The sequence below is a fragment of the Chryseobacterium glaciei genome (genome assembly GCF_001648155.1).
GTDB lineage: Bacteria > Bacteroidota > Bacteroidia > Flavobacteriales > Weeksellaceae > Chryseobacterium > Chryseobacterium glaciei.
Genome location: NZ_CP015199.1, coordinates 3,393,927 through 3,417,239, shown reverse-complemented (window position 1 = coordinate 3,417,239; position 23,313 = coordinate 3,393,927). Strand labels below are relative to the sequence as shown.

24 protein-coding genes are annotated in these 23,313 nt (G+C 33.5%); 13 read left to right on the top strand and 11 right to left on the bottom strand.

The window, feature by feature from the left end; translation table 11 throughout:
• Positions 1–24: 24 nt before the first annotated feature.
• The 9 genes from A0O34_RS15415 (at position 25) to A0O34_RS15375 (ending at position 9,182) form a co-directional block, all read left to right on the top strand.
• Positions 25–1,365 carry a cytochrome P450 gene (locus A0O34_RS15415; protein WP_066756358.1) on the top strand — a complete coding sequence of 447 codons (1,341 nt, stop codon included), beginning with the start codon at positions 25–27 and terminating at the stop codon, positions 1,363–1,365.
• Positions 1,366–1,577: 212 nt separating this feature from the next.
• A complete protein-coding gene (locus A0O34_RS15410; RefSeq protein ID WP_066756355.1) occupies positions 1,578–1,907 on the top strand; it encodes a PadR family transcriptional regulator in 330 nt (109 codons plus the stop codon).
• Between the two features lie 10 nt (positions 1,908–1,917).
• A complete protein-coding gene (locus tag A0O34_RS15405; protein ID WP_066756351.1) occupies positions 1,918–3,636 on the top strand; it encodes a PspC domain-containing protein in 1,719 nt (572 codons plus the stop codon).
• A gap of 298 nt (positions 3,637–3,934) precedes the next feature.
• Entirely contained in the window at positions 3,935–4,531 is a 597-nt protein-coding gene (locus A0O34_RS15400; protein ID WP_066756348.1) for a 1-acyl-sn-glycerol-3-phosphate acyltransferase, read from the top strand.
• Positions 4,532–4,563: 32 nt separating this feature from the next.
• Positions 4,564–4,992: a PaaI family thioesterase gene (locus tag A0O34_RS15395; RefSeq protein WP_066756345.1), complete on the top strand. Its 429-nt coding sequence runs from the start codon at positions 4,564–4,566 to the stop codon at positions 4,990–4,992.
• A 195-nt stretch (positions 4,993–5,187) separates the two neighbouring features.
• Positions 5,188–6,180: a hypothetical protein gene (locus tag A0O34_RS15390; RefSeq protein ID WP_066756342.1), complete on the top strand. Its 993-nt coding sequence runs from the start codon at positions 5,188–5,190 to the stop codon at positions 6,178–6,180.
• 13 nt (positions 6,181–6,193) lie between these two features.
• The gene (locus A0O34_RS15385) at positions 6,194–7,300 is read left to right on the top strand and encodes an RNA polymerase sigma factor (protein ID WP_157886038.1); all 1,107 of its coding nucleotides are present in this window, start codon (positions 6,194–6,196) and stop codon (positions 7,298–7,300) included.
• A gap of 22 nt (positions 7,301–7,322) precedes the next feature.
• The gene (locus A0O34_RS15380; protein WP_157886037.1) at positions 7,323–8,189 is read left to right on the top strand and encodes a hypothetical protein; all 867 of its coding nucleotides are present in this window, start codon (positions 7,323–7,325) and stop codon (positions 8,187–8,189) included.
• A 24-nt stretch (positions 8,190–8,213) separates the two neighbouring features.
• Positions 8,214–9,182 carry a chorismate-binding protein gene (locus A0O34_RS15375; RefSeq protein WP_066756333.1) on the top strand — a complete coding sequence of 323 codons (969 nt, stop codon included), beginning with the start codon at positions 8,214–8,216 and terminating at the stop codon, positions 9,180–9,182.
• 127 nt (positions 9,183–9,309) lie between these two features.
• Here A0O34_RS15375 and A0O34_RS15370 read toward each other — a convergent pair whose 3' ends face one another.
• From A0O34_RS15370 to A0O34_RS15320, 11 genes are all read right to left on the bottom strand, one after another.
• Entirely contained in the window at positions 9,310–9,504 is a 195-nt protein-coding gene (locus A0O34_RS15370; RefSeq protein WP_066756330.1) for a hypothetical protein, read from the bottom strand.
• A gap of 5 nt (positions 9,505–9,509) precedes the next feature.
• Positions 9,510–10,112, bottom strand: a complete 603-nt coding sequence (locus tag A0O34_RS15365; protein WP_066756327.1) for a MarC family protein — start codon at positions 10,110–10,112, stop codon at positions 9,510–9,512.
• Between the two features lie 44 nt (positions 10,113–10,156).
• Positions 10,157–11,893 (bottom strand): BatD family protein, encoded by a 1,737-nt coding sequence (locus A0O34_RS15360; protein WP_066756324.1) that lies wholly within the window; start codon positions 11,891–11,893, stop codon positions 10,157–10,159.
• Positions 11,893–12,639 carry a tetratricopeptide repeat protein gene (locus A0O34_RS15355; RefSeq protein WP_066756323.1) on the bottom strand — a complete coding sequence of 249 codons (747 nt, stop codon included), beginning with the start codon at positions 12,637–12,639 and terminating at the stop codon, positions 11,893–11,895. Before A0O34_RS15355 ends, A0O34_RS15360 begins: the two co-directional genes overlap by 1 nt.
• Before the next feature lie 99 nt (positions 12,640–12,738).
• Positions 12,739–13,746, bottom strand: coding sequence for a vWA domain-containing protein (locus A0O34_RS15350; RefSeq protein WP_066756320.1), 1,008 nt, complete (start codon positions 13,744–13,746; stop codon positions 12,739–12,741).
• Positions 13,746–14,738, bottom strand: coding sequence for a vWA domain-containing protein (locus tag A0O34_RS15345; protein WP_066756317.1), 993 nt, complete (start codon positions 14,736–14,738; stop codon positions 13,746–13,748). Before A0O34_RS15345 ends, A0O34_RS15350 begins: the two co-directional genes overlap by 1 nt.
• Positions 14,731–15,627 carry a BatD family protein gene (locus A0O34_RS15340; RefSeq protein ID WP_066756314.1) on the bottom strand — a complete coding sequence of 299 codons (897 nt, stop codon included), beginning with the start codon at positions 15,625–15,627 and terminating at the stop codon, positions 14,731–14,733. The genes A0O34_RS15345 and A0O34_RS15340 overlap by 8 nt, the downstream gene beginning before the upstream one ends.
• Before the next feature lie 107 nt (positions 15,628–15,734).
• On the bottom strand, positions 15,735–16,598 hold the full coding sequence (locus tag A0O34_RS15335; protein WP_054513194.1) for a DUF58 domain-containing protein: 864 nt from the start codon (positions 16,596–16,598) through the stop codon (positions 15,735–15,737).
• Between the two features lie 62 nt (positions 16,599–16,660).
• Complete coding sequence (locus tag A0O34_RS15330; protein ID WP_066756311.1) at positions 16,661–17,116, bottom strand: GNAT family N-acetyltransferase; 456 nt, start codon at positions 17,114–17,116, stop codon at positions 16,661–16,663.
• A gap of 6 nt (positions 17,117–17,122) precedes the next feature.
• Entirely contained in the window at positions 17,123–18,127 is a 1,005-nt protein-coding gene (locus A0O34_RS15325) for an AAA family ATPase (protein ID WP_066756308.1), read from the bottom strand.
• A 342-nt stretch (positions 18,128–18,469) separates the two neighbouring features.
• Positions 18,470–19,765: a hypothetical protein gene (locus A0O34_RS15320; protein ID WP_066756299.1), complete on the bottom strand. Its 1,296-nt coding sequence runs from the start codon at positions 19,763–19,765 to the stop codon at positions 18,470–18,472.
• 259 nt (positions 19,766–20,024) lie between these two features.
• Here A0O34_RS15320 and A0O34_RS15315 point away from each other — a divergent pair, with 259 nt between their 5' ends.
• From A0O34_RS15315 to rlmB, 4 genes are all read left to right on the top strand, one after another.
• The gene (locus tag A0O34_RS15315) at positions 20,025–21,341 is read left to right on the top strand and encodes a peptide-N-glycosidase F-related protein (protein WP_162271028.1); all 1,317 of its coding nucleotides are present in this window, start codon (positions 20,025–20,027) and stop codon (positions 21,339–21,341) included.
• A gap of 372 nt (positions 21,342–21,713) precedes the next feature.
• Positions 21,714–22,184 carry a DinB family protein gene (locus tag A0O34_RS15310; protein ID WP_066756295.1) on the top strand — a complete coding sequence of 157 codons (471 nt, stop codon included), beginning with the start codon at positions 21,714–21,716 and terminating at the stop codon, positions 22,182–22,184.
• A gap of 4 nt (positions 22,185–22,188) precedes the next feature.
• Positions 22,189–22,527 (top strand): hypothetical protein, encoded by a 339-nt coding sequence (locus A0O34_RS15305; RefSeq protein ID WP_066756292.1) that lies wholly within the window; start codon positions 22,189–22,191, stop codon positions 22,525–22,527.
• The gene (rlmB, locus tag A0O34_RS15300) at positions 22,527–23,288 is read left to right on the top strand and encodes a 23S rRNA (guanosine(2251)-2'-O)-methyltransferase RlmB (RefSeq protein ID WP_066756289.1); all 762 of its coding nucleotides are present in this window, start codon (positions 22,527–22,529) and stop codon (positions 23,286–23,288) included. Before A0O34_RS15305 ends, rlmB begins: the two co-directional genes overlap by 1 nt.
• Positions 23,289–23,313 lie beyond the last annotated feature (25 nt).

Here is a 23,313-nt window from a genome sequence, read left to right as displayed (position 1 = left end):
GTATTTTTAATAGAAATATTCAACATGCATCCAGAGTTTAATTATCCGGCAGAAATTAAAGGAAAAAGAAAGCTATATTCTTTATTTAAAGGGCTTAATCATCCGTTGGAAGTTATCAGCGGAAACCACCAATCTGTAGGTGATAATTATTATATCAAAGCTAGTTTTACCGATAAAAACTTCATCTTTTCTCAGGATAAAGAGTTTGTTGAATATATTTTAAAACAAAATCACAAAAATTATCAAAAATCTGAAATACAATCTGTCACTTTAGGAAAATATCTGGGGAAAGGTCTGTTGACCAACAACGGAAAGGATTGGTTGAAACAAAGAAGACTGATTCAACCAGGTTTTGGTAAGGCGAAAATTGCCAATCTTGTTTCGATTATGGAAGAAGAAATTGATAAATCTCTTGAATCATTCAAAATCGAATCTGAAGTAGATTTGTACGATTTCTTTCATTCGCTGGCTTTTAACATTGTTGCGAAAACCCTTTTCAGTTCCGATGTTGACGAAAATACAGTGAATGAATTAAGCAAAATAATCACAGAAGTTCAGGAAGTTTCTACCAAAGAAGTTCGTTTACCTTTTTACACTAATATCTTAAATATTTTCGGGGTTATTGATAAAAACATTGAAAAAAGTAAGAGATCAAAAGCAATCATTCAAAGTGTTTTAGACAAAAGAAGAAATTCGGGCGAGGAAAAGAACGATCTTTTGGATATGTTGATTCAGACGAGATATGAAGATACACAACTTCCCATGTCGGACGAACAGCTTGTTGATGAAATGCTCATCCTTTTCATTGCCGGACATGAAACTACGGCCAATGCTTTAAGTTTTATCTTTTTTGAGATCAGCCAAAGCCCAAAAGCTGAGGAAAAATTAAAAAAAGAAATAGAAAATGAAGGAGAAATGGTTTTTACTTCAGAAAATTTAATGAAGAAATCATTTACTGTAAATATCATTAAAGAAGCCATGCGTTTGCATTCTCCGGCTTGGGCGATTGATCGTGAAGCTTTAGAAGATGATAGTTTTAAAGAATATTCGTGGCCAAAAGGCACTTTAATCATCCTTTACATAAGCGGACTTCACAGAAATCCAAAATATTGGGAACATCCGGACTCGTTTATTCCTGAACGTTTTGAGGATGAAAATTCTAAAAATTTCGCCTACTATCCTTTCGGAGCCGGCCCTCGACTTTGCATCGGTGAGCATTTTGCTATGATGGAAATGGCTCTTATCGTCCGTAAATTCTACAGAAGGTTCACATTTATATCATATCAGAAAAAATTAGAGAAAAAAGCTCTTGTTACCTTAAGACCTATCAGCTTAAAAGGTAAAATTATCAATAATTTGGCTTAGTTTTTCCAAAACATTCAATTCTAAAAATTCGACATTAAAAATAATTATATTGATTTTCAATTAGTTACATTATTTATTTATATTTTTTCACTACTTTGTATTGCATATTACCATTTTAATTACATATCTTTGTAATGTAAAATCGGAATAGGTTCAACTAGCTAGGAATTTTATTCTGATTGGATATAACTAATTAACAAAACTTATCAAAGATGAATACCGAAAATACCAAAGCGCAAATGCGAAAAGGAATTCTGGAATTCTGTATTTTAAGTCTCATCAACCTTCGTGAAATGTATGTTTCCGACCTGATAGATGAACTGAAAAAAGGAAAGCTGGATGTAGTAGAAGGAACCCTCTACCCTCTTTTAACAAGACTGAAAAACGGAGAGTTTCTCTCTTACAGATGGGAAGAATCTACAGGAGGGCCACCCAGAAAATATTACCAAATAACAGAAAAAGGCAAATTGTTTTTGGACGAACTTCAAAATACCTGGAAAGAATTAACAGATTCTGTAAACCAAATCACTCAAAAAATTTAAAAACAAAGCTATGAACAAGACACTCTCAATAGGACTCGCAGGTTTCTCTTTTACAATAGAAGAACACGCATATATAAAGCTTAGCGATTATCTTAATGCACTGAGAAGCTCTTTAGACGCTTCGGAAGCAGATGAGGTAATGCATGACATAGAAATAAGAATGGTTGAAATTTTCAGAGATTCTTTAGGAAAACGTGAAGTGGTAAATGATACCGATGTTGAAAGAGTAATCGCTCAGATCGGAACTCCGGAAAAGATCGAAGAACAGGAAGAAGCTTATTATTCTGAGAAAAATACTAAGAAAGCAAGCGCTTCAGGAACTGAATACACAGATAAAAAACAATTGTTCCGTGATCCTGAAAGACAAAAAATAGCAGGTGTTTGCGCAGGTTTAGCTCATTACGTTGGAATGGACATTACTGCAATGAGAGCAATCTGGTTAGGAATTTTTATCCTTGGAATCTTTACAGCAGCAATTTCTTCTTCATTAGTGGTATTACTTTACATCATTCTTTGGATTGTTTTACCAACTGCAGAAACTGCAGCAGATTTCCTGAAAATGAAGGGAAAGCCTATGAACTTCGACAATCTTAAAAATGAGTCTAATAAATTAGTACAATTCGCTAATGAATCTACTCAAAGAGTCGGAGAAATCTATATCGAAAGCAAACCTTACATCAACAATGCCGGAAGCGGGATCTGGAATGTAATAAGATATATTTTAGGAGGAATCTTCGCCTTAATGGCTTTTGGTTGCCTTATCGGTTCATTTGTAGGTTTCGGATTTATGGGAAACAGTGATTTTCCTCCAATCAGCCAAATGAATTACTATTTCGATAACGACGGAATGAAATATGTGATCATGGCAATGATCGTTCTGGGAAGTTTAATTCCTGCAATGATATTCGCATTGTTAAGTATCAAATTAATTTCTCCAAAAACGAAATTAAGAAATACAGGATGGGTTTTAGGAGCATTATTCCTTGGATTGATCGCAATTTCTACTTACTTCGGAATCAGCATGGCTAAAAAAGAAATGTTCTTAAAAGGTCATAAAGAAGATACAGAAGAGGTTTCTATCAATACAACTTCAGACAGTATTTATGTAGATTTCAAGCAAATAACGATCCCTCAGAACTTCACAGGTTACGATGATGATCTTTATTCTGACAAGGTATCTGTTTATGAAAAAGACTGGATTCATGTAGATGTAACAAGAAAAGCTGATATTAAAACTCCTTATTTAATCATTAAAAAAGAAGCTAAAGGATACAATCTTCCACTTAACGTAAGCGTTCCTGTAGAAATTGTTAACAATAAAGTTATCCTTCCAAATTACATCAAGTTCCCTTACGAACACAGATTCAGAGATTACAGCATCAATTATGAATTGGTAGTTCCTCAAAATACAATCGTAATCCCTGTAAAGAAAGACGGAATTGATTTTAACGGAGATCTAAACGCAGACGGAATGAATGACGACGATCAGGATAATGACTACAACAATGGAAATATCAGAATCGAGAAAAATAAAATCTCTGTAAACGGTTCTACCATTGAATATAGTTCTGATGATAAAGACAGCATCATCGTTAACGGAAAAAAAGTTCCTGCAAACCAGGCTGACAAAGTAATTGATTCAATGAAAACAAACATCAAAAAGATGAAAGGTGACGTTGATATCAAAGTAAACGACGAAAAAAACGAAATTTCTATCAAAACCAAATAATAAACTGAAGAGAGTGGCTGAAGGTGTGAATGGAAAGCAACAGTTTGAAATTCACACTCTTCTTCTCTCAAAAACAACAAAAAAACTAAATTTAAGTTCTGCATATCAAGAAATTATCTTATCTTCGTAAACAATTAATAACCCAAATCAAAACACTTACAAATGGTACAATTAGCACTAGAAATAGTAATGAAAATCGTAGATTTAATCACCGGTTTGTTTTAAGAGCGATAATATTTCAATATATTTGTAAAGTATAACCATTTGGTTGTACTTTTTTGTTTTTAAATCAAAGTATATGAAAAAACTGATTGGCAAATTGATGTTGAAAATGTTAGGTTGGAAGGTCGTTCTACAAGGCGATGTAAACAGTCTGGACAGATGCATTCTTGTTGTAGCACCACACACCCACAACATGGAATATTTATTAGGAAATCTTGCCTATTGGTCTTTGGGGAAACCTTTAAAAATAATCATTAAAGATGCCCACACAAAAGCTTGGTACGGAAGCGTAGTAAGAGGTTTGGGAGGAATTGGTATCGACAGAAGCCAGAAAAATGATTTGGTGAAATTTGTTGCAGATCAGTTTGCAAAAGAAGATTTCAGCCTTGTGATTACTCCGGAAGGTACAAGAAGCTGGGTTCCAAAATGGAGAAAAGGGTTTTATCATATGGCTCTGGCTGCAAAAGTTCCGATTGTTCTTGCTGCCGGAGATTTTAAAAGAAACATTGTATACCTAGGTTATACCATTCCTTATGAAAGATTGGCAAGCGCTCCCTTTTCAGAAATAATGAAAGAAATCCAGGATTATTATATCAAAAATGACATAGGACCAAAGATCCCTGAAAACTGGAATCCAAACATTATGGGAAATGATCAGGAAGCTAGAAGCTAAATTACATTCATATTATTTATCATTTATAAAGTATGTCAAAAACTAAAGAAGAGATATTACAGTTTTTAAACAGTTGGGGAAACGATGTTACTTTAGCTAAAACGTTGGAAATACAATTCATCGACATCGATCTGGAAAATGAAACTTTAACCGCAACAATGCCTGTTCAGCCTAAAGTTCACCAACCTTTTGGAATTTTACACGGTGGTGCAAGCTGTGTTTTGGCTGAAACAATGGGATCTAGCCTCTCTAATATCTTCATTGATGGCAGTAAATATTATGGTGTTGGAACTAATATTAATTCCAATCACTTAAAAAGTAAAAAAGACGGTCTCGTAACTGCAGTTGCAAGATTTATCCGAAAAGGAAAAACAATGCACGTTTCAGAAATTGAAATTCGAGATGAAAAAGGTGTATTGATTAATCATACAACAATGACCAACAATATTCTTTTAAAATAAGATCTATTTAAAATTAAAATACAAGACTCAAAAAAATTTGAGTCTTTTTTTATATATACTTGCTGCAACTTCTTTATTTTTCTGCATCTTTTAACAAATTTGTATCGTTTCAAATTAAAATAGTATCTTAAAGAAAATATTTTTAACTAAATACTGCAACCTTTTTCTTTTTTTACATCTTATAAGAAAAAGACTATGAAAACATTATTATCATTTTTATTTTTACTTGTATTTATTTTTTCCTGCAGAGAAAATAATACCGAAGAATTAGAAAAAACTGTAGCTTCGTACGATGTGTATATTGCTGGTAGAGAAAACAATCAATCTTGTTATTGGAAAAACGGACAAAAAACCAATCTCCCACCTAGTATTTATATTCCTCGAAAAATAATTGCAGAAAACAACCATGTATATATTGCAGGGAGAATTCCTACTGTACCTATGAATTATCAAACATTCTGGAAAGATGGTATAAGATTCGATCTTGATCAATATTTAAATGTCCCAGTGACTAACGTTCCACAGATTTTTGATTTTTATGTTAAAAATGGAGATATTTATTTATTAGGACAAGCAACAAATCTGAACCCTGCAACTCCTTCGGAAAGATTTGAATTCTGCTATTGGAAAAATGGAGTAAAGACAATTCTTTTTACAGATGAATTTACCCAAAATGATTCTGGCTCTATTACAGTTCATGATTCGAAAGTATATGTTTCTGCTCATAAAAAAATAAATGGAGTCAGTAACTTTGGCTATTTTATAAATACTACTTTTTATCCTTTAAATACAAATTACACTTATCGTAACGGAATTGCCTCCAATAGTTCCAACCTCTATTTATATGGTACTGGCACTACTCTTTTTTATAGAAATTTATTAACCAATATCCAGACACCGATATTAAGTCCATCTACAGGAGCTATAGACAAAATTATTCTAGATAATAATGATGTTTATCTACAGTCAAAGAATAAATATTATAAAAATAGTTCAGAGATTTTAATAACAGATCCTCAGTATAGTTTTATACAGGAAATGAAAGTTCTCGATCAAAATATCTACATGATTAGATATAATGATAACGGAGAACAGAAAGTCTTCATCAACAATGTAGAAATACAGAGTTTCATGCCTCCCTACTCTTTTGGCAACGGCCTCCATTCCATTGATGTTGTCCAGAACTAAGCAATCTAAAAATATGCATAGCTCAACAAATTGGCAAAAAATATACAGCAATTACTCCCCAAAACTTTTGGGGATTTGCCGCAGATATATACAGGATATTTACACTGCGGAAGATATTGTTCAGGACAGTTTCATCGCAGCGATACAGAATAAACACCAGCTTAGAGATGAAAAACTCCTCTTTGCTTGGTTAAAAAAAATTGTGGTGAATAATGCTTTACAATACATCCGAAAAAGCAGTAAAGAAATCTTCACTACCACCGAAATTTCAGAAATTCCAGATACCCTTTCAGAGATGAGCGATCCTGTTTCAGAAGAAAAAAAACACATTTTTATATATGATTTCACGAGGGAAGAGTTGTTGTTGTCGATAGACCATCTGCCTTCCCATCACAAATCGGTTTTCAATTTATTTTGTATTGAAAATTATTCTCATGCAGAGATTTCAAGTGCGCTCGGGATCTCTGTTAACACTTCAAAATCTCATTTATTAAGAGCGAAAAAATCTATTAAAACTTATTTGCTGAATAATATCGTAGACGAGAACACTCCGAAAAACAAAAAGAAATTGGCTCAATTATTAGTGTTTTTGGGCTTTGGAGGATTGTTATGGGCGCAAACTTTCAGAAGTAAATTTTCAGATTTTAATATTACTCCTTCAAAAGAGTTTAAGGTTGCAGAAAAAGGAATGATTAATTCTGCTACTTTTTCTTCAACTTCAAATCAGGCCTGGAAAAAGAAAGTTGTCATCAGTTCTACAATTTTATTGATTATCATAGCTTCAATTTTTATATTAAAACCTAAAAATAATCTACTTACAAAAGAAAACGTTAGCATTAATTCTGATGAAATCTTAAAAGATAAAAGCAATAATAATGAAAACGCATCTCAAAAAAAGCCTGATATTTTAGAAGTGGATAATTCCAATGATGACAATTTAAACCAAACCAATACGCAGACAACAACTTCCGAAGCAAAACTGATTTTAAAAGAAAAAAATACAGAAAAAAATCAAAAATCAAAGAAAATTATTTTGAAAGACTCAGCGGTTGAAGCTCCAAAAAAAGTAATTGTTGTCAAAAAAATTATCCAAAGGGATACGATATTTGTAGAAAGATAAAAATCATTAATTCACCATGTTCTTGAAAAAACTAATTGTCATTTCATTGCTTATCGTCGCTAATTTTTCTCTTGCCCAAAAGAGGAAAAAGATAGATACGGTGTATGTTTATGAAAAAGTGATCGTTTATGATACGGTATATTTGGAAAAGCCCATAAAGATAGTATCTAAGGAAGTTTTAATACCTAAATATTCTATTACTGAAATCAAAATTAAAAATAATTTGAAAACGACCCAAAATAATGTAGAAATAAAATCATACCCTTTATTAGAATACGGAATTGAAGCAGGAATTGGACTAAAAAACAGCAGTTGGGGCAAAGAACTTTCAACTAAAAAACAACAGTTTGGAGAAAATCTGGGCGTTTGGATCTCAAAAAGCATCATCACTCCAAGGTTATCATTAATGCTTTCTGCCAACGTTTATTATTGGAATTCTTCATTTGATCTGGACGCGAATAAAGAAGACACTTATCTCAATGGATATTATTTCACAGAAGATCATCAACCTTTGCTGTTCCAAAGATTTAATAATAAACATTTTGAATACGCACTTCAGTTAAAATTATTCTACGAATGGAAAAATATTCGCCCGTTCGTTGGATTTTTAATCAACAGAAATACTTATAAGATGCAGTTTTTAGTTCCTGAAAATAATGTTTTAGATAAATTGGATGATTTCAAGACGGCTCAAAACAATTACGGATTCACTTTTGGAGTTCAATATCGAATTTTGAAACGATTTTTACTGTCATTAGATTATCAACAATACCAAATGAAGAATCTTTCCTTAAAAAACTCGTCATTTGATTTTGAGATTTTTAAGACTAATAATACCTTTGCAGAAAGAAAGATCAATTTGGGAATTTCATATATTATTTCCAGATAATGGCTTTCGAAAAGTATTCAATCCATGATTTATTTCAAATTTCCTTTTGACGAAAAACTGTATTCAACAGATGAAAAAGCAGGTAAAAATTCAATTAATTTTCATTCTTTTGATGGTTTAAGGCAAATTAATTTTGATGGAAATATTATTGAGATTGATCAGGAAAAATTCAACCAAGAAAACATTACAAATAACTCTTTACCAGAAGATAAAAGTAATTTCATCGCTGAAACTAAAGATGAATATTTACAAAAATTAAAAGAAGTCATTCAAGTTATTAATGAAAATGATCTTCCAAAATTAGTCCTTTCAAGAAGGAAAATTTTCAAGGATTTTAATCAAATTGATTTAAAAGAAAGCTTCAACAATTTATGTAAAACATATCCGAACGCTTTCAGATACATTTTCAATAATGGTGAAAACGCTTGGATTGGCGCTTTTTCGGAGGTCTTAGGAAAATTCAATAAAACGACTCACGAGTTTGAAACAATGAGCCTGGCGGGCACTCTACCTGTCTCAGAGGAATGGTCTGAGAAAGAAATTGAGGAACAAAAGCCAGTTTCAAGTTATATTCAAAATATTCTTACCCATTATTCCGAAGAAATTGAAATATCAAAAACGCACGATCATATTTCGGGGAATATCAAGCATTTAAGAACTGATTTTAAAGCCAAAATAAAACCTGAGGATTTGGATCGTCTTATTCAGGAATTACACCCTACTCCGGCTGTCTGCGGGATTCCGAAAGATTTTTGTAAAGAAAATATTCAAAAAATTGAAAAATTTCCTCGCGAATTTTATGCGGGTTATATCAAAATTGAAACAGAAGATACCGTTCAGTTTTTCGTTAATCTTCGTTGCGCAAAATTATATCAAAATGCTGTCCATCTCTTTGTTGGCGGCGGAATTACCGCACAAAGCAATCCTGAAAAAGAGTGGATTGAAACGGAATTAAAGTCAGAAGCAGTTTTGAAGAATTTGGTGGTTTCTTAGATTGGTCGGTGCTTTCGAGAGCCTCAGCCACCAATAGGTGTTCTAACATTATTCAGACTAAACATCAAGCAAACAAAAAACTCTTCCATTAAATGAAAGAGTTTATATATTTTAATAATGTTAAAGGTTATTTTTTCAATCCGATTTTGCTCCATGTATTTAACACAAAAAGTAAAACAAGCCCGATAACGGCCGAAGCAATTGAAAATACAAACTTCAGATTATCCTCAGATAAAACATCCGACTGCCAGTCTAAAGCATAAAGATTTATGGCGATAAACACGATGAATAGTACTAAAAATACTTTATAAAACTTCTGCATGATTCTTAAAAATTAATATAGTTCTGCACCAATTGTGCAAAGTTTGCTGTAAATAATTTAATTGAAATTGCCAAAAGGATGATCCCGAAAACTTTCTGTAAGATAGACAAAGTAGCCTCTCCCATTTTCCTTTCCAGCCATTTTGCTGATTTCAGCACCAAATATACGAAAATTGTGTTGAGAACGATTCCCAAAATAATATTAATATCATGAAATTCAGCTCTCAGAGATAACGTAGTTGTTAAAGTTCCGGCACCTGCAACCAGCGGAAACGCAATAGGGACAATGGATGCAGCTTTTGCTTCCGTCGTTTTATTGATCTCAATACCCAAAATCATTTCCAGTGCTATGATAAAAATCACAAAAGCTCCGGCAATAGCAAAGGAATTTACATCTACTCCGATCAATTTTAGAATCTTATTTCCTACGAATAAAAATATGATCATGATAACTCCGGCAGTAATAGAAGCCCTTCCTGCCTCAATTTGTCCGAATTTTTGCTGTAAGCTTACAACAATGGGAACAGAACCGATAATATCGATCACAGCGAAAAGAACCATAAAACAGGTAATAATTTCTTTTATAGAAAAATCATTAAAAACTTCCATCTTTTTGTAATTAAAAATTTCGCAAAAATATGAAAAAAAATTGATTATTTGCTAATCTGAGAATACAAATTAACAATTGCCTTCAAAAGTTCATCCATTCCTTCGGAAGATTTTACAGGAGCATATTTCTCTATCTGTATCTTTTGCGAAAGAGTTCTGTATTCTTCGGCAACTGCAGAACCCTTGTACCCTTCCAGAAACTTTCTGAAATCTTCTGCTGAGCTTTGGAAATACTGATTTCTAACCTCAGAATCCATCTCATCTACGGTTTGAAAGAACTTCTGATAATCTTCATGATCTTTAAGGTTTTCTAAATAACTGAAATAATCGTTAATATCAGTTTTTAAGCTTTGTCTTATTTCATTTTCGGTTTCTGCTACAGAACCTAAAGATTTTGAAGGTACAGTTTCTTTAACTAATGTACGTTTTTTTTGCCAAGTCTTAAATAAAAGATAAGTAATAAATAATCCTAGTAAAATGGCAATATTCGTTAAAAGTATACCCCAGTTGAATTTACCTTTTTCTTTAACTTTAAATGAAGTTGTCTTTAAAACCGGAGTATTTACGGTCTCCAAAAAGTTGTTGGTGTATTCATTTACCTTCTCAACCGTGGTTTTAGCTTCCATGATCTGATCATGTGAAAACGCGTTCACGGCCAACGTTTCCTGACCAAGATCTGTATATTCTTTACTCGCCGGATTAAAGAAAGCAAACTGCTCTGTTTTAATAAGAATATCACCCGCCTTTTTCGGAATCACAATATAACTCGCTAAGATCTCACCTTTAATTCCGGTGGTTCCCGGAGCTACATTTGAAGTAATTTTAGGAGCAAAAATCTCATAATCCGGAGATTCTACGATCTTAGGAAGTTCCATATCAGACAAATTCCCCTCCCCTGAAACTTTTATGACAACATTGATCGGCTTTTTAACCTCAACCTTTTCTTTTGAAGCATTATAAACACTTACATTAAAGTTTCCGACCGCATTTTTGAAGCATTCCGGAGAACCCTCAGGAAGTTTTTTCACATTGAGTTTAACCTTATTGGAAACTATTTTATTTTTATTGGAATAAGTACTAACAGAAGCCGAAACGGAAGGCACCTCAACATATCCTGCCTCATTTGGGAACACCATGAATACCGCCAAAACCTGTGAAGCCATATTACCGTAACTCGATGAAGGATCAATTTCAGATTTAGTAAAGTTTACTGGATGTACATTGATATTATCCTGTTCAGGAAGACGGATATTCTTCACTTTCCTGAAGTTATCCATATTTTTAGAATATACTTTTAGAACTGCAACAGTTGGCTGATCCTGATAAACGTCCTTGTCTTCGATTTCCATGTTCAGATAAACATCATTTGAAGCACTGGCAACAGTTTTCTTTTCAACATCTTTTACCAAAATATCGAAAGGTTCTGTTTTATAAATTTTATTGTTAACCGTAACCAAAACGGAACCGATCTTGATCTTACCTTTTTGCTTAGGTTCAAGCGCAAGTTGGGAAACTCGTTGCGTAATTACCGTGTTTGTAGCAGGATCGATGTACGTATTATTTACAGATCCGGAACCGATAATATTAAATTTTGACAGATCCGGAAGACGAATTGGCGTTTGCTGATTATACTCGCTACCATTCATTTCTAAAGTGATGGTAAGATTTACAACATCTTTTCCTGAATAATCATTTTTATCAGGATTTACATTAATACTTACCTGTCCGTAAGAAATTACGGAAGAAAGGATAAATAATATGTAAATAATTTTCTGTTGCATCACCAATCTTTCTCGTTGCTTTGAGGCATCGAATAAGAATTTTTATTTAAAATCCTTTTGGCGGTTTCTTTCTCTTTATCGCTTACTTTATCTAATATTGCGTTTTCAAGATCTTTTGGCATTTTACCTTCATTATTCTGCTTCTGGTTCGGATCATTTCCTTGCTGACTTTCCCCCTGATTTTGCTGGCCTTTACCCTGATCCTGTTTTTGATCTTTGGTATCGCCTTTCTGATCATCATTTTTCTGTTGGTCTTTACCCCCGCCGCCTTTGCCTGACTTATTTTGCTGGTCTTTTTTCTGTTGGTTTTCTTTTTCCTTCAACTTGGCAATTCCGTAGTTTTTTCTTGTTGCTTCGTTGTAAGGATCCTGTTTTAGGGATTGCTTATAATAATCTGCAGCTTTGTCCGGCTGCTTCATCTGCATATAAGTATTTCCCAAATTATGAAGAGCCGCTGCCTTGTCAGGAATTGTTTGAGAAAGTTTTTGTGCTTTTTCAAACTCAGCTTTTGCTTCATCATATTTTTTATTTTTATACAAAGCGTTCCCTAAATTATAGTGTGCCGTAAAATCTTTTTCGTTAGATTTTATCGCTTCCATATACTTAGAAGACGCTCCATCATAGTTTTTACCATTAAATTTCTGATTGCCTTCATAGACCAAAGTCTTGTAGCTTTCCTGCCCGAAAACGAAGCCTGAAAACGGAAAAGCAATTATAAACGATAAAAAAATGATTTTAGTATTCATTATATGCAAAATTATCCCTTTATATGTTAATAAACAGTGTCTTAATTGTTAAAGTTGGGTTAAAGTGGTATCGAAACTTTTCAAAGACAATTATGAGTATTAAACATTAAAATCTCTTTTAGGATTAAAAATATAAATTAAAAAGAAGAAAAGTATTGAAACAGCTAAAAAATATTGATAATAATGATTAGCATTCTGAGATTTAACCAATGTTTCTGAAGAAGACATCTTCTTACCCAAAGCATCCGAAATTCTGCTTGGCGCTTCATTAATATTATTTCCATCAATATAAGTTCCGCCTGTAGATTCTGCCATCTTTTTGAGAGCTTCGGTTTGTCTTTTAGAAATTACCGTTTCTCCAGCTTGGTCGGTTTTGTAACCCATTAATTGTCCAAAAACATATTCCGGAACGGGTGCACCTTCGTCTGAACCAATCCCTACGGAAGTAATCATTATTCCTTCTTTATTCGCCAATTTTATGGCAGCATTGTCGTTTCCTTCATTGTCTTCACCATCACTCAATAAAACTATTTTTCTTGAGCCTTTGCTTACATTTTTAAATTTTTCAACCGCAACCTGCATTCCTTTTAAGAAATCAGTTCCCTGAATCTGCATAGAATTGGTTTCAATAGCATTGACATACGTTTCAGCCGAACTATAATCTGTTGTTAAAGGCATGATAGAAACAGATTCTCCTGCAAATATCACAATCCCGACTTTATCACTTTTCATCTTCTGCATCGTGTTGATCATCAGATTTTTTGCTTCCGTCAAACGACTCGGATTAATATCCTCCGCATTCATAGAGTTGGAAACATCAAGCATAAAGATCACATTATTCATCCTTTGATTGCTTTTTACCTCTTCTGAGCCATTTAATAAATCAATAATTGAAAATATTAAAAACAAGGTTCCCAAAAGATAAAGAGCAGGAAATATTTTCACAAAACCTGATCTTTTTTCAAACAATTCTTCGTGAAACTGACTGTCCGCAAAAATATTTCTTCTTTTATTATTCCATTTCAGAAAACGAATCAATAAAATAGCTAACAGCGGCAAAAGCAACAGCAACAATAAATACCAATAATTACCTAAATACCACTCCATCAGCTTAAAAATTTATAAAATACCCATCTCAGCAAAGCATCGATAATTAACATTCCTAAAGCAATCCAGAGGAAAATCTTAAAATATTCCTGATAATTGTAAAGCTTAGATACTTTTATATCAGATTTTTCCAATTGATTAATTTCATTATAAACTTCTTCCAGACTACTGTTTGAGGTAGCTCTGAAATATCTCCCGTTCGTCGTCTGCGCTACTTCTCTTAAAAGTTCTTCATCAATTCTCACTTCCGTTTCTGTAAAAACCAGATCTCCGAAAATATCCTGTTGAGTAGGCATTAACGCATATCCATTCGTTCCAATTCCGATGGAATAAACTTTTATATCATTGTTTTTAGCCAATTCAGCAGCAACTTGAGCAGGCATTGCATTTTCAATCGTGTTGACACCATCTGTCATTAAAATAATGATCTTACTTTTTGCTTTGCTATTTCTGAGGTGATTTACAGCGACAGAAAGCCCTTCACCAATCGCAGTTCCTGGTTGAAGCTCGAGCGGATTAAGATTTTTTAATTCATCAATAACAACCTGATGATCGGACGTTACAGGAACTTTCGTAAAAGCTTCACCGGAATAAGTCACCAAACCTAACCGGTCATTTGGACGTTGATTAACAAATTTTATAGCAATTTCTTTCAATGCAGTCAAACGATCGGGCGTTAAATCTTTAGCCAACATACTCAATGATACATCGACAGCCAGCATAATATCAATTCCTTTTGTATCGTCTCTGTCCTGAGAAACAGTAAACGTTCTCGGTCTGGCCATCGCGATGATCAACGCGGAAAGAATAAGATATTTGGAGATTTTAAGTAAAAAAAGTACGGCTACAATTCCATTGCTCCCTTCCATATTTTTTACGGTAGGAACTTTTATACCTTTCTTTTTCTGCTTGCTTAGATCTCTAATAAAAAGAGGAATAAACAGCACAAAAAGCAGTAAAAACCACGGACTATAAAATTCAAAATTAAACATCCTTTCTCAAGTTTTCGAATTCTAAATCCTTTGATGATCTCTTCACAAATTCTCTCACATCTGCAAAATCCTTTTCCATCGCGTCTTTATCAGGGAAAGTTTTGGCAAATTTCACCAAGTCTCCTCTTAAAAATACATCTTCCACCACTTTTTCGTTTTCCTGAGAAATTGTATTGTTCTTTTTCATTAAATCTATTAAATCATCCGTCAACAAAACATCTGCAGGCAAATGGTATTGTTTAGTAATAAATTTTCTTGAAATTTCGATCAATTCAACATAAAATGAACGATAATTTCCTTCTTCAATATATTTTTTCTTTTTAAGAGAATCTAATTCTTTCAAGGTCTGATTGGTTGCCACCGCAGGAGAACTTTTCGATTTTCTGCCCCATTTCATATACATCACAATAGCAATGATAAGAGCAATAATCCCCAAAGCCGCTAAAATATAAAACTTATAAAGCTCCCAATAATCTTTCGCTTCAAGTTTAACTTCCTTATTATTCATAATATCATTGATCTGATCTGCTTTTTGGGCAGTATTCATGACATCAATCTCGTAAGGAATTGTTTTTAAAACTTGGTTTCCAACTTTAAATTCCAATTCAGGAATAGTGAACTTTCCTTCTTCATAAACGGCAAACTCAATCTTTCTTTCGTATAAATTTTGATTCTGACCGATGCTGTCTTTTACTTCTTCAAAATGAAAAGGTAACAGCTCGTTTTTAGCGGCAGCAGTAACCGGTTTTCCGCTAAGATTGTCAATTTTTATAATCAAATGATTGACTTCACCCAAAGCAAGCGTTTTCTTCTCAAGATTGGAAGAAAGTATCTGTGAAAAAGCGTTTGCACAGATTAAAAAACATAGTATAAATAGTATTCTTTTCAACTTTTATTGATAAATTTTGGCTAAAGCCAATTGATTTTTTTTAAATTTAATTGAACGGGCTTCCTTCGACTCCGCTCAGGATGACATACCCGTTCCTATTGATGTAATTATTTCTTTTGAAAATAACTGTACAATAATTTTGAATAATCCGCACCTGTATTTACATTCATAAAACTGGCCGAACTGTTAGCAAAATCGTCTTCCAACGCTCTTACTTTTTGTTTCTGAGCCTCTGCAAAAGTATATCTCCATCTTGCACTTGAAGTATTTGCCCAAACCTGTTTTCCTGTTTCAGCATCGTATAACAACGCATATCCTACATCAGGAATTTCATTATCTTTTTCATCATAAATTCTCATTCCAAGCAGGTGGTGTTTTTTTGAAGCGACGCGAAGCATTTTAGAATCATATTCATCTTCAAAATCTGAAAATAGGAAAACCAAAGATTTTCTCTTGAAAATTCCCATCATATATTCCATTGCTTTATCAATTTTGGAAACTGCCGGAACATAATCTGCAGTTAAAATATTACTGATGATTGACAAAATATGTTTTCTCCCCTTTTGTGGTGGAATTACTTTATACACTTTATCCGCAAATAGAATCAGACCAACTTTATCATTATTTCCCGCCGCTGAAAAGCCTAAACTTGCTGCAATTTCTGCAACATATTCTCTTTTCAGCTGAGTTTTCGTTCCGTAATCCATTGAAGCAGAAATATCCACCAAAATCATCATCGTCAATTCCCTTTCCTCTTCCATCACTTTAACGAAAGGTTCACGGAAGCGAGCGGTTTTATTCCAGTCAATTCTACGAATTTCATCACCAAACTGATACGGACGAACTTCTGAGAAAGTCATCCCCTGCCCTTTAAAAGCACTGTGATATTGTCCCATCAAAGTAGCTTCCGTCTTCCTGCGAGTACGGATTTCTATTTGTTTGACTTTTTTTACAATATCTTTTATCTGCATATTTTGTGTTTTACGGCACTAGAGTTTGAGTCTAGCGCGTTAAAAAACTTCGATCTTCTCACTTATTCAAACTCAATTGAAACATTAAACCATTCATCATCAAACTTCGGACTGTATTTTTTATAGAAATTAATTGCTGGTTCGTTCCAATTTAATACTTGAAAAACCATTCCGCTGTATTGATTTGACTTTCCGTGTTCTAAGGTTGCTTCAAATAATTTCTTTCCAATTTGCTTTCCTCTTAGTTTTTCTGTCACCACTAAATCTTCTAAATATAATCTTCTCCCTTTCCAAGTTGAATATCGATCATAATACAATGAAATTCCGACAATCTGTTCTTCAAATTCAGCAACAAAGGCTCCCCAAACTGGGGATTTACCAAAACCATCTTGCGTAAATTGCTCTAACGTTAAAGTAACTTCATTCAAAGCTTTTTCATATTCAGCCAATTCTTTGATCAACTCCAACATCGGAGCACAATCTTCCTGAACTGCTTTTCTGATGATAATTTCTTCCATTAAAAATTAAGGAGCTTGAATTTTAGCTAAAATTCTGTTAACAATTTCTTCTGTAGAAATCTCTTCTGCCTCAGCTTCGAATGTTAATCCAATTCTGTGTCTCAACACATCTTTCGCCAATTCTTTTACATCTTCAGGAATCACAAAAGCTCTTCCTTTCAAGAATGCATAAGCTCTTGATGCAATTGCCAAGTTAATAGATGCTCTTGGAGAAGCTCCGAAACTGATATAATTTTTAAGTTCAGAAAGACCGTAATTCTCAGGATAACGGGTTGCAAAAACCATATCCAGAATATATTTTTCGATCTTTTCGTCTAAATAAATCTGATTGATTAATTCTTTAGCATCTACAATATTTTGCAGAGAAACAACAGGTTTTACGATAGGCTGATGAGAAGTAGAAACCATTCTCATTACTGTTCTTTCATCCTCAAATTTTGGATAATCGATCGTACATTTCAGCATAAAACGGTCACTTTGTGCTTCAGGCAAAAGATAAGTTCCTTCCTGATCGATCGGGTTTTGTGTTGCCAATACCAAAAACGGCTTTGGAAGCTTCATTGTTTCATCACCAATTGTCACCTGCTTTTCCTGCATCACCTCTAAAAGAGCTGATTGTACCTTTGCAGGCGCACGGTTGATCTCATCCGCAAGCACAAAATTCGCGAAAACAGGCCCTCTTTTTATAGAAAAATCGTTCTCTTTAATATTATAGATCATCGTTCCTACAACATCTGCAGGCAATAGATCGGGTGTAAACTGAATCCTTGAAAATTCACCATGAACAGCATCCGCCAACGTTTTTATAGCTAATGTTTTTGCCAATCCGGGAACCCCTTCCAAAAGAACGTGTCCACCTCCTAACAAACCTACCAAAAGGCGGTCTATCATATATTCCTGGCCAATGATAACCTTGTTGATTTCCTGTCTCAGAAGTGAAAATAAATAGTTTTGTTCTTTTATCTTTTCCGTCAACTGACGAATGTCTTCTGCTTGATATGTATCTGACATAGTTTAAATTAAAATAAGTTGTAAATTTCTAATAAATACTTGCATTAATCAACACAATAAATGCCATTTTTGAGTTAAAGTTTGTTAAATATTCTGAGGATTTATGAGATATTCAGCTAAGCGACTGAGTTTTAATTTATATAATTCATTCAAAAGATCAATTTACTGATAATATCAATCTTAATTCTTGTCAATAAATGGTTACTATCAACAGGAAAGCTTTATTTTCTATGGAAAAGCAATATGAAATTAACAAAAAAATAACACCATGAAATTATTAGTTATAACAATTTCATGGTGTTATTTTTTTATTTAATTGATAAAAACGTAAGTTATTCAGAATTAAAGCTTAGTAATTGTAATCGTAAATACATCTTCCGGAACATCAATTGTTTCTTCGTAAGATCCCACATTTATATAATATTCTGTTCCTGCCGTTGTTGGAATGGTGATAGTTTCCGCAGCGGCAGCACCACCATTATCCATCGTACCGACACATCCCAGAGCACTGCAAGTACCGCTGTACACATCTACTTGAGGGTCAAAAGTACTTCCGGTAGGCATGGTCACTTTAATAGTGTACTGACTGCCATCTCCTATTAATTTAAACCAAGTTCCATCATTCATTGCGTCAGGGCAAACTGCTATATTTCCTGCATTATTAGTTGCAGAAACGGCATCACTTTGTGTATATGAATAAGGGAAAGTTGACGCTAATAAAGCTCCTGAACAGGCATCATTTACCGGCACCGGAGGAATAGTTTTAAAAACAACTTCTGTACATCCTGAAGATTCAACTCCGGCTGAAACTGCAGTAACCTTTAAATAATAATTGGTATTAGAATTAAGGGGAGTTGATGGGGTAAAATTTGTTCCTGTTACTAACTGTTGGTTAATAACATTAGTACCTCCTGAGCTTGTTCCTACTGAAATTTTATAAGAATCTGCTCCTGAAACTGGGAACCATTTAATATTGGGGGATAATGAAACAAGTTGGGCATTATTTGTTGGATAAGCAACGAAAGGACATGCAGGCGTAGATCTAGGCGCTAATCCTAAAATCGTTACTGATGACTTGTAATCTGCTCTGATTCCGCCAGGTGGAGACGCCGGATCAACAACCGCATTATCACCTTTGTAATAAAGAGTTGAATATGGAAGATGTGAATAAACTTTAAACGCCTCATCAAAATTATTAATATCGATACTCGGAGCATTTTCTTTTGCTGCGATTACTAGATTATCTGTATTATTATAAGCGAATGGCGTTGTAAAAGTAAGTTCAACTTTATTATTATTTTTAGTCACAGTTCCTGCAAACACTTGAGTTAGTTGCGAAGACGGAACCCAATCCGTACCAGAAGTAAAAGCTGTTTTTGTTGTATGTCCTAGATAAACAGTCCAATTTGAAGAATCAGAAATGGTTGAGGACGGATCTATATAAAACGTAAGCCCTGTAATATTCCCTGCTGCATTCGCATTTACCTCCTGTTTAGGATAGATCTGCTGAACATAAGAATAGGAAAAAAAGCTACTTACCGGAGCAGTTCCCACATTTGTACTTCCGACGTTTATATTTATTTGAGCATTAAACGCCAACGATATCAATAATAAAGATAAAAGTAAAATTCTTTTCATAATTAATAAATTCAATATGGAATATGGTGCTAATTTAGTACTAAAGTTTTAATTTTTACAATAAATATGCTTATTTAATCATATACACTAATACAAATGATATTTTAAACACAAATCAATTCCATTACTTTATTTTTTTATACAATTATCAACAAATCATTATCTGCTTTGAAAAATCAACCAATAAACATCAAATTTAAACACATATTTTAATACATTTGTAACAAATACCAATTACATGTATAAAAAGCTATTTTTTTTGAGTCTCTTTTTCGCGGGACTTCTTCAATCACAAACCACAACAATGGTAAATGTGATTTCACAAGCAGTTTATTATGATGGTTATGCAGCAACGGTATCCGATCCGGTTCCTACAGGTCTGATCAGACTTGGAAACACAAGATATGCAAGAAAACTTACAGACGCAGAACTGAATTCTTTCAAAGCAAAAATTGCCATGAGAGTTTCTATCGGTGCTCTTTGTGACAATTATGACCGTTTGGGAGAGGTTTTCTTGGCTTTAGTTCCTAAAAATCAAGCTACTTATACTATAGACGATGTCAATGTAAAAAGAATTGAAGTTGGCAGATACATCACCCCTTTCATGAACAAAAACCGTACTCCCACGGAAGTGCCTTACACCTATAATTTAAGTAATTTATACAGTGTCTTTCACGATTCTGCGCTTCGCAGCACTTACGATATGTATATGGAATTAGACGTTTTTGGTGTTCCTTATGCTGCACAAACTCAGGTTGCAGGATGTTCTGGCAGAATTGATGTTTTTTCGGGATCTCTTACTTTCTTTTCAACAGATGCAGGGGCAACACCTACAGATTACAATAGCCTTACTCCTCTTTTGAGTTACAGCAGAATCAATAACTATAATAGTACAGATGTTGCTGGTCAAACTGTTAGAATTGTAAATTTTAATTTACCCAATCCCGTTACTGATGCACGCTTTGTTGTAATATCAACTCCTCATGGTGCAAACAGTGGTGGGGAAGAATATGTAAGAAGACAAAACTACACATATATAGATGATGTACAAGTCCTTACGTATACTCCTGGAGGAATTTCGTGCGAACCATTCAGAGTATACAATACGCAAGGTAACGGAATTTACGGAACAACTCCAAAAACTGTTGCTGATTGGACTTCATGGAACAACTGGTGCCCTGGAAATTCTGTTCCTATCAGAGGATTTGTAATACCTAACTTGACCGCAGGAAATCATACCCTAAAACATACAATTCCAACCGCTGTTTTTAATCAGCAACAGGGAGATGTCTATTTATCTGTTTATATGCAGGGCAAAAGCAACGTCAATTTAAATGTAAATGATGTCAAAACAACAGATGTAAGCATTTATCCAAATCCGACTTCTGATTTTGTCAATATAAAGTCTCCAATAGATGTAATGTCTTTAAGTTTATTCAGCATAGACGGAAGAAAATTATTTGAAAATTATAAAGAAAATAAGATCGATATTTCTTCATACAACACAGGAATTTACATCTTGAATGTCGTTTTAAAAGACGGAACATCTTTCAAACATAAGATTATCAAAAAATAAAAAGAATACGAATATTCTATTAAAAATAATAAAGAAACCTCCTTTCGAACATTTTCGAAGGAGGTTTTTATTTTTATAAAATTTGAATAGATTTTAAATTTCACATTGCAAATCAGCTCCAACTCCATCTTCACATCTGAAAACACCCCAAGCTTAGAAGTTATAATAAAATAGTCAAAAAAAGAAATTACACTTCTCAAAATCAATTATTTTAACAAAGACTTTCCTTTAAATAAACGAAAAACGAATACCTTTTTTAACATTTATTTATTTTAAAGGCATTATTTTAAATAATTTTAACCTTAATCTCACATTTAAAAATTGTCACTTCCACTTTATTAAACTATTTTTGGTGATTAAAAAATTTGTAAAATGAATTATCATTTTCAAGCCCACAGACAGGTGAGAAGAAACCTTTTGGATATCCTGCAAAATACATCTCATGAAGATCTTTTGCTGATTCCGGATGGCTTTAACAATAACATTTACTGGAATATTGCACACACCGTTGCTACAGAGCAGCTTTTGCACTATTACCTAAGCGGAAACCCTTTCAGGATTGATAAATATTGGATCGAAACATATAAGAAAGGAACCCTTCCGAACTTAAATGTACAAAAATCTGAAGTGGAAGATCTGGAGTTTTTATTAACCGAAACTTCAAAGATCTTAATGAAAGATTATGACAGCGATTTCTTCTCAGATTACACACCCTACACCACGAGTTTTGGGATGGATCTGAAAAGTATTCAGGATGCCATTATCTTCAACAACATGCATGAAAGCCTGCATTATGGTTATGCAATGGCACAGAAAAGAGCAATTTTAGGAGAAAAATATTAAAAATATGTCTGTCCGTGGTAGTTTTCATTTTAGACTCACAAGTGCTGGTAATTTACTTGGTGAGTACTTTAACAATTATGGAAATATTATTTCCTCAGAAAGTACAAACAGAATTGACCAAGGTTCTGGATTTGTCGGAACATTTATTACATCTTGGATTGAAAACGGACAAGAAGCTATCATAACCAATCTTGAAATCCAACCTACTATTAATAATAATATGTTCACATTAATTTGGACAGATTTAAAAGGCAAAGTGACATTTCAAGGTAAGGCTTCACTTTTAGAAGAAAACATTATTTACGGATATTATTCCGGAGAACAATTTATACAAGAACATTAATGGATAATAATAACGATAAAAAAGACGATTTTATTTTCGGGCTTCGTCCCGTAATTGAAGCTATTGAAGCAGGGAAAACTATTGACAAGATCTTTGTACAAAATGCATTGCAAGGCGATATTTATGCCGAACTGAAAACAATTTTAGCTAAAAATAAATTACGTCCAAACTACGTGCCGGTTGAAAAACTGAATCGTTTTACAAGAAAAAATCACCAGGGTGTTGTAGCTTTTATTTCGGATGTTCCGTTTCACAGAGTGGAAGATATTGTCCCTCAATTATTTGAAGAAGGAAAAACTCCATTTTTATTGATATTGGACAGATTAACTGACGTTAGAAATTTCGGAGCAATCTGTAGAACTGCAGAATGTGTAGGAATTGACGCTATTATTATTCCTGAAAAGGGAGGCGCACCCATCAACTCTGATGCTATAAAAACATCTGCAGGAGCACTTTATAATATCAAAATCTGTAAAGAACCAAATTTAGCGCACGTTGTAGATTATCTTCAACAAAGCGGAATTTCCGTATTTGCAGCCACCGAAAAAGCTCAAAAACTGATCTATGATGTAAGCTTCACAGAACCTTGCGCAATCGTAATGGGTAATGAAGAAACCGGAATTTCTAAAGAAGTTCTGCATCATTCGGACGAAAAAATAAAATTACCAATTGAAGGAAAAACACAATCTCTAAACGTTTCTGTTGCTTGTGGAGCGATTTTATATGAAGCAACAAGACAGAAATTAATGAAAGTAAATTAATCGATAACACATTCAAAATCAATTC

Excerpts from the sequence above, each read along its gene's own strand:
- A0O34_RS15345 (WP_066756317.1), bottom strand. The coding sequence starts at position 14,738 with ATGTTTAATTTTGAATTTTATAGTCCGTGGTTTTTACTGCTTTTTGTG.
- A0O34_RS15375 (WP_066756333.1), top strand. The coding sequence starts at position 8,214 with ATGATTTATTTCAAATTTCCTTTTGACGAAAAACTGTATTCAACAGAT.
- A0O34_RS15370 (WP_066756330.1), bottom strand. The coding sequence starts at position 9,504 with ATGCAGAAGTTTTATAAAGTATTTTTAGTACTATTCATCGTGTTTATC.
- A0O34_RS15390 (WP_066756342.1), top strand. The coding sequence starts at position 5,188 with ATGAAAACATTATTATCATTTTTATTTTTACTTGTATTTATTTTTTCC.
- A0O34_RS15310 (WP_066756295.1), top strand. The coding sequence starts at position 21,714 with ATGAATTATCATTTTCAAGCCCACAGACAGGTGAGAAGAAACCTTTTG.
- A0O34_RS15365 (WP_066756327.1), bottom strand. The coding sequence starts at position 10,112 with ATGGAAGTTTTTAATGATTTTTCTATAAAAGAAATTATTACCTGTTTT.
- A0O34_RS15335 (WP_054513194.1), bottom strand. The coding sequence starts at position 16,598 with ATGCAGATAAAAGATATTGTAAAAAAAGTCAAACAAATAGAAATCCGT.
- A0O34_RS15360 (WP_066756324.1), bottom strand. The coding sequence starts at position 11,893 with ATGCAACAGAAAATTATTTACATATTATTTATCCTTTCTTCCGTAATT.
- A0O34_RS15410 (WP_066756355.1), top strand. The coding sequence starts at position 1,578 with ATGAATACCGAAAATACCAAAGCGCAAATGCGAAAAGGAATTCTGGAA.
- A0O34_RS15395 (WP_066756345.1), top strand. The coding sequence starts at position 4,564 with ATGTCAAAAACTAAAGAAGAGATATTACAGTTTTTAAACAGTTGGGGA.
- A0O34_RS15355 (WP_066756323.1), bottom strand. The coding sequence starts at position 12,639 with ATGAATACTAAAATCATTTTTTTATCGTTTATAATTGCTTTTCCGTTT.
- A0O34_RS15350 (WP_066756320.1), bottom strand. The coding sequence starts at position 13,746 with ATGGAGTGGTATTTAGGTAATTATTGGTATTTATTGTTGCTGTTGCTT.
- A0O34_RS15305 (WP_066756292.1), top strand. The coding sequence starts at position 22,189 with ATGTCTGTCCGTGGTAGTTTTCATTTTAGACTCACAAGTGCTGGTAAT.
- A0O34_RS15325 (WP_066756308.1), bottom strand. The coding sequence starts at position 18,127 with ATGTCAGATACATATCAAGCAGAAGACATTCGTCAGTTGACGGAAAAG.
- A0O34_RS15320 (WP_066756299.1), bottom strand. The coding sequence starts at position 19,765 with ATGAAAAGAATTTTACTTTTATCTTTATTATTGATATCGTTGGCGTTT.
- A0O34_RS15405 (WP_066756351.1), top strand. The coding sequence starts at position 1,918 with ATGAACAAGACACTCTCAATAGGACTCGCAGGTTTCTCTTTTACAATA.
- A0O34_RS15415 (WP_066756358.1), top strand. The coding sequence starts at position 25 with ATGCATCCAGAGTTTAATTATCCGGCAGAAATTAAAGGAAAAAGAAAG.
- A0O34_RS15400 (WP_066756348.1), top strand. The coding sequence starts at position 3,935 with ATGAAAAAACTGATTGGCAAATTGATGTTGAAAATGTTAGGTTGGAAG.
- A0O34_RS15385 (WP_157886038.1), top strand. The coding sequence starts at position 6,194 with ATGCATAGCTCAACAAATTGGCAAAAAATATACAGCAATTACTCCCCA.
- rlmB (WP_066756289.1), top strand. The coding sequence starts at position 22,527 with ATGGATAATAATAACGATAAAAAAGACGATTTTATTTTCGGGCTTCGT.
- A0O34_RS15330 (WP_066756311.1), bottom strand. The coding sequence starts at position 17,116 with ATGGAAGAAATTATCATCAGAAAAGCAGTTCAGGAAGATTGTGCTCCG.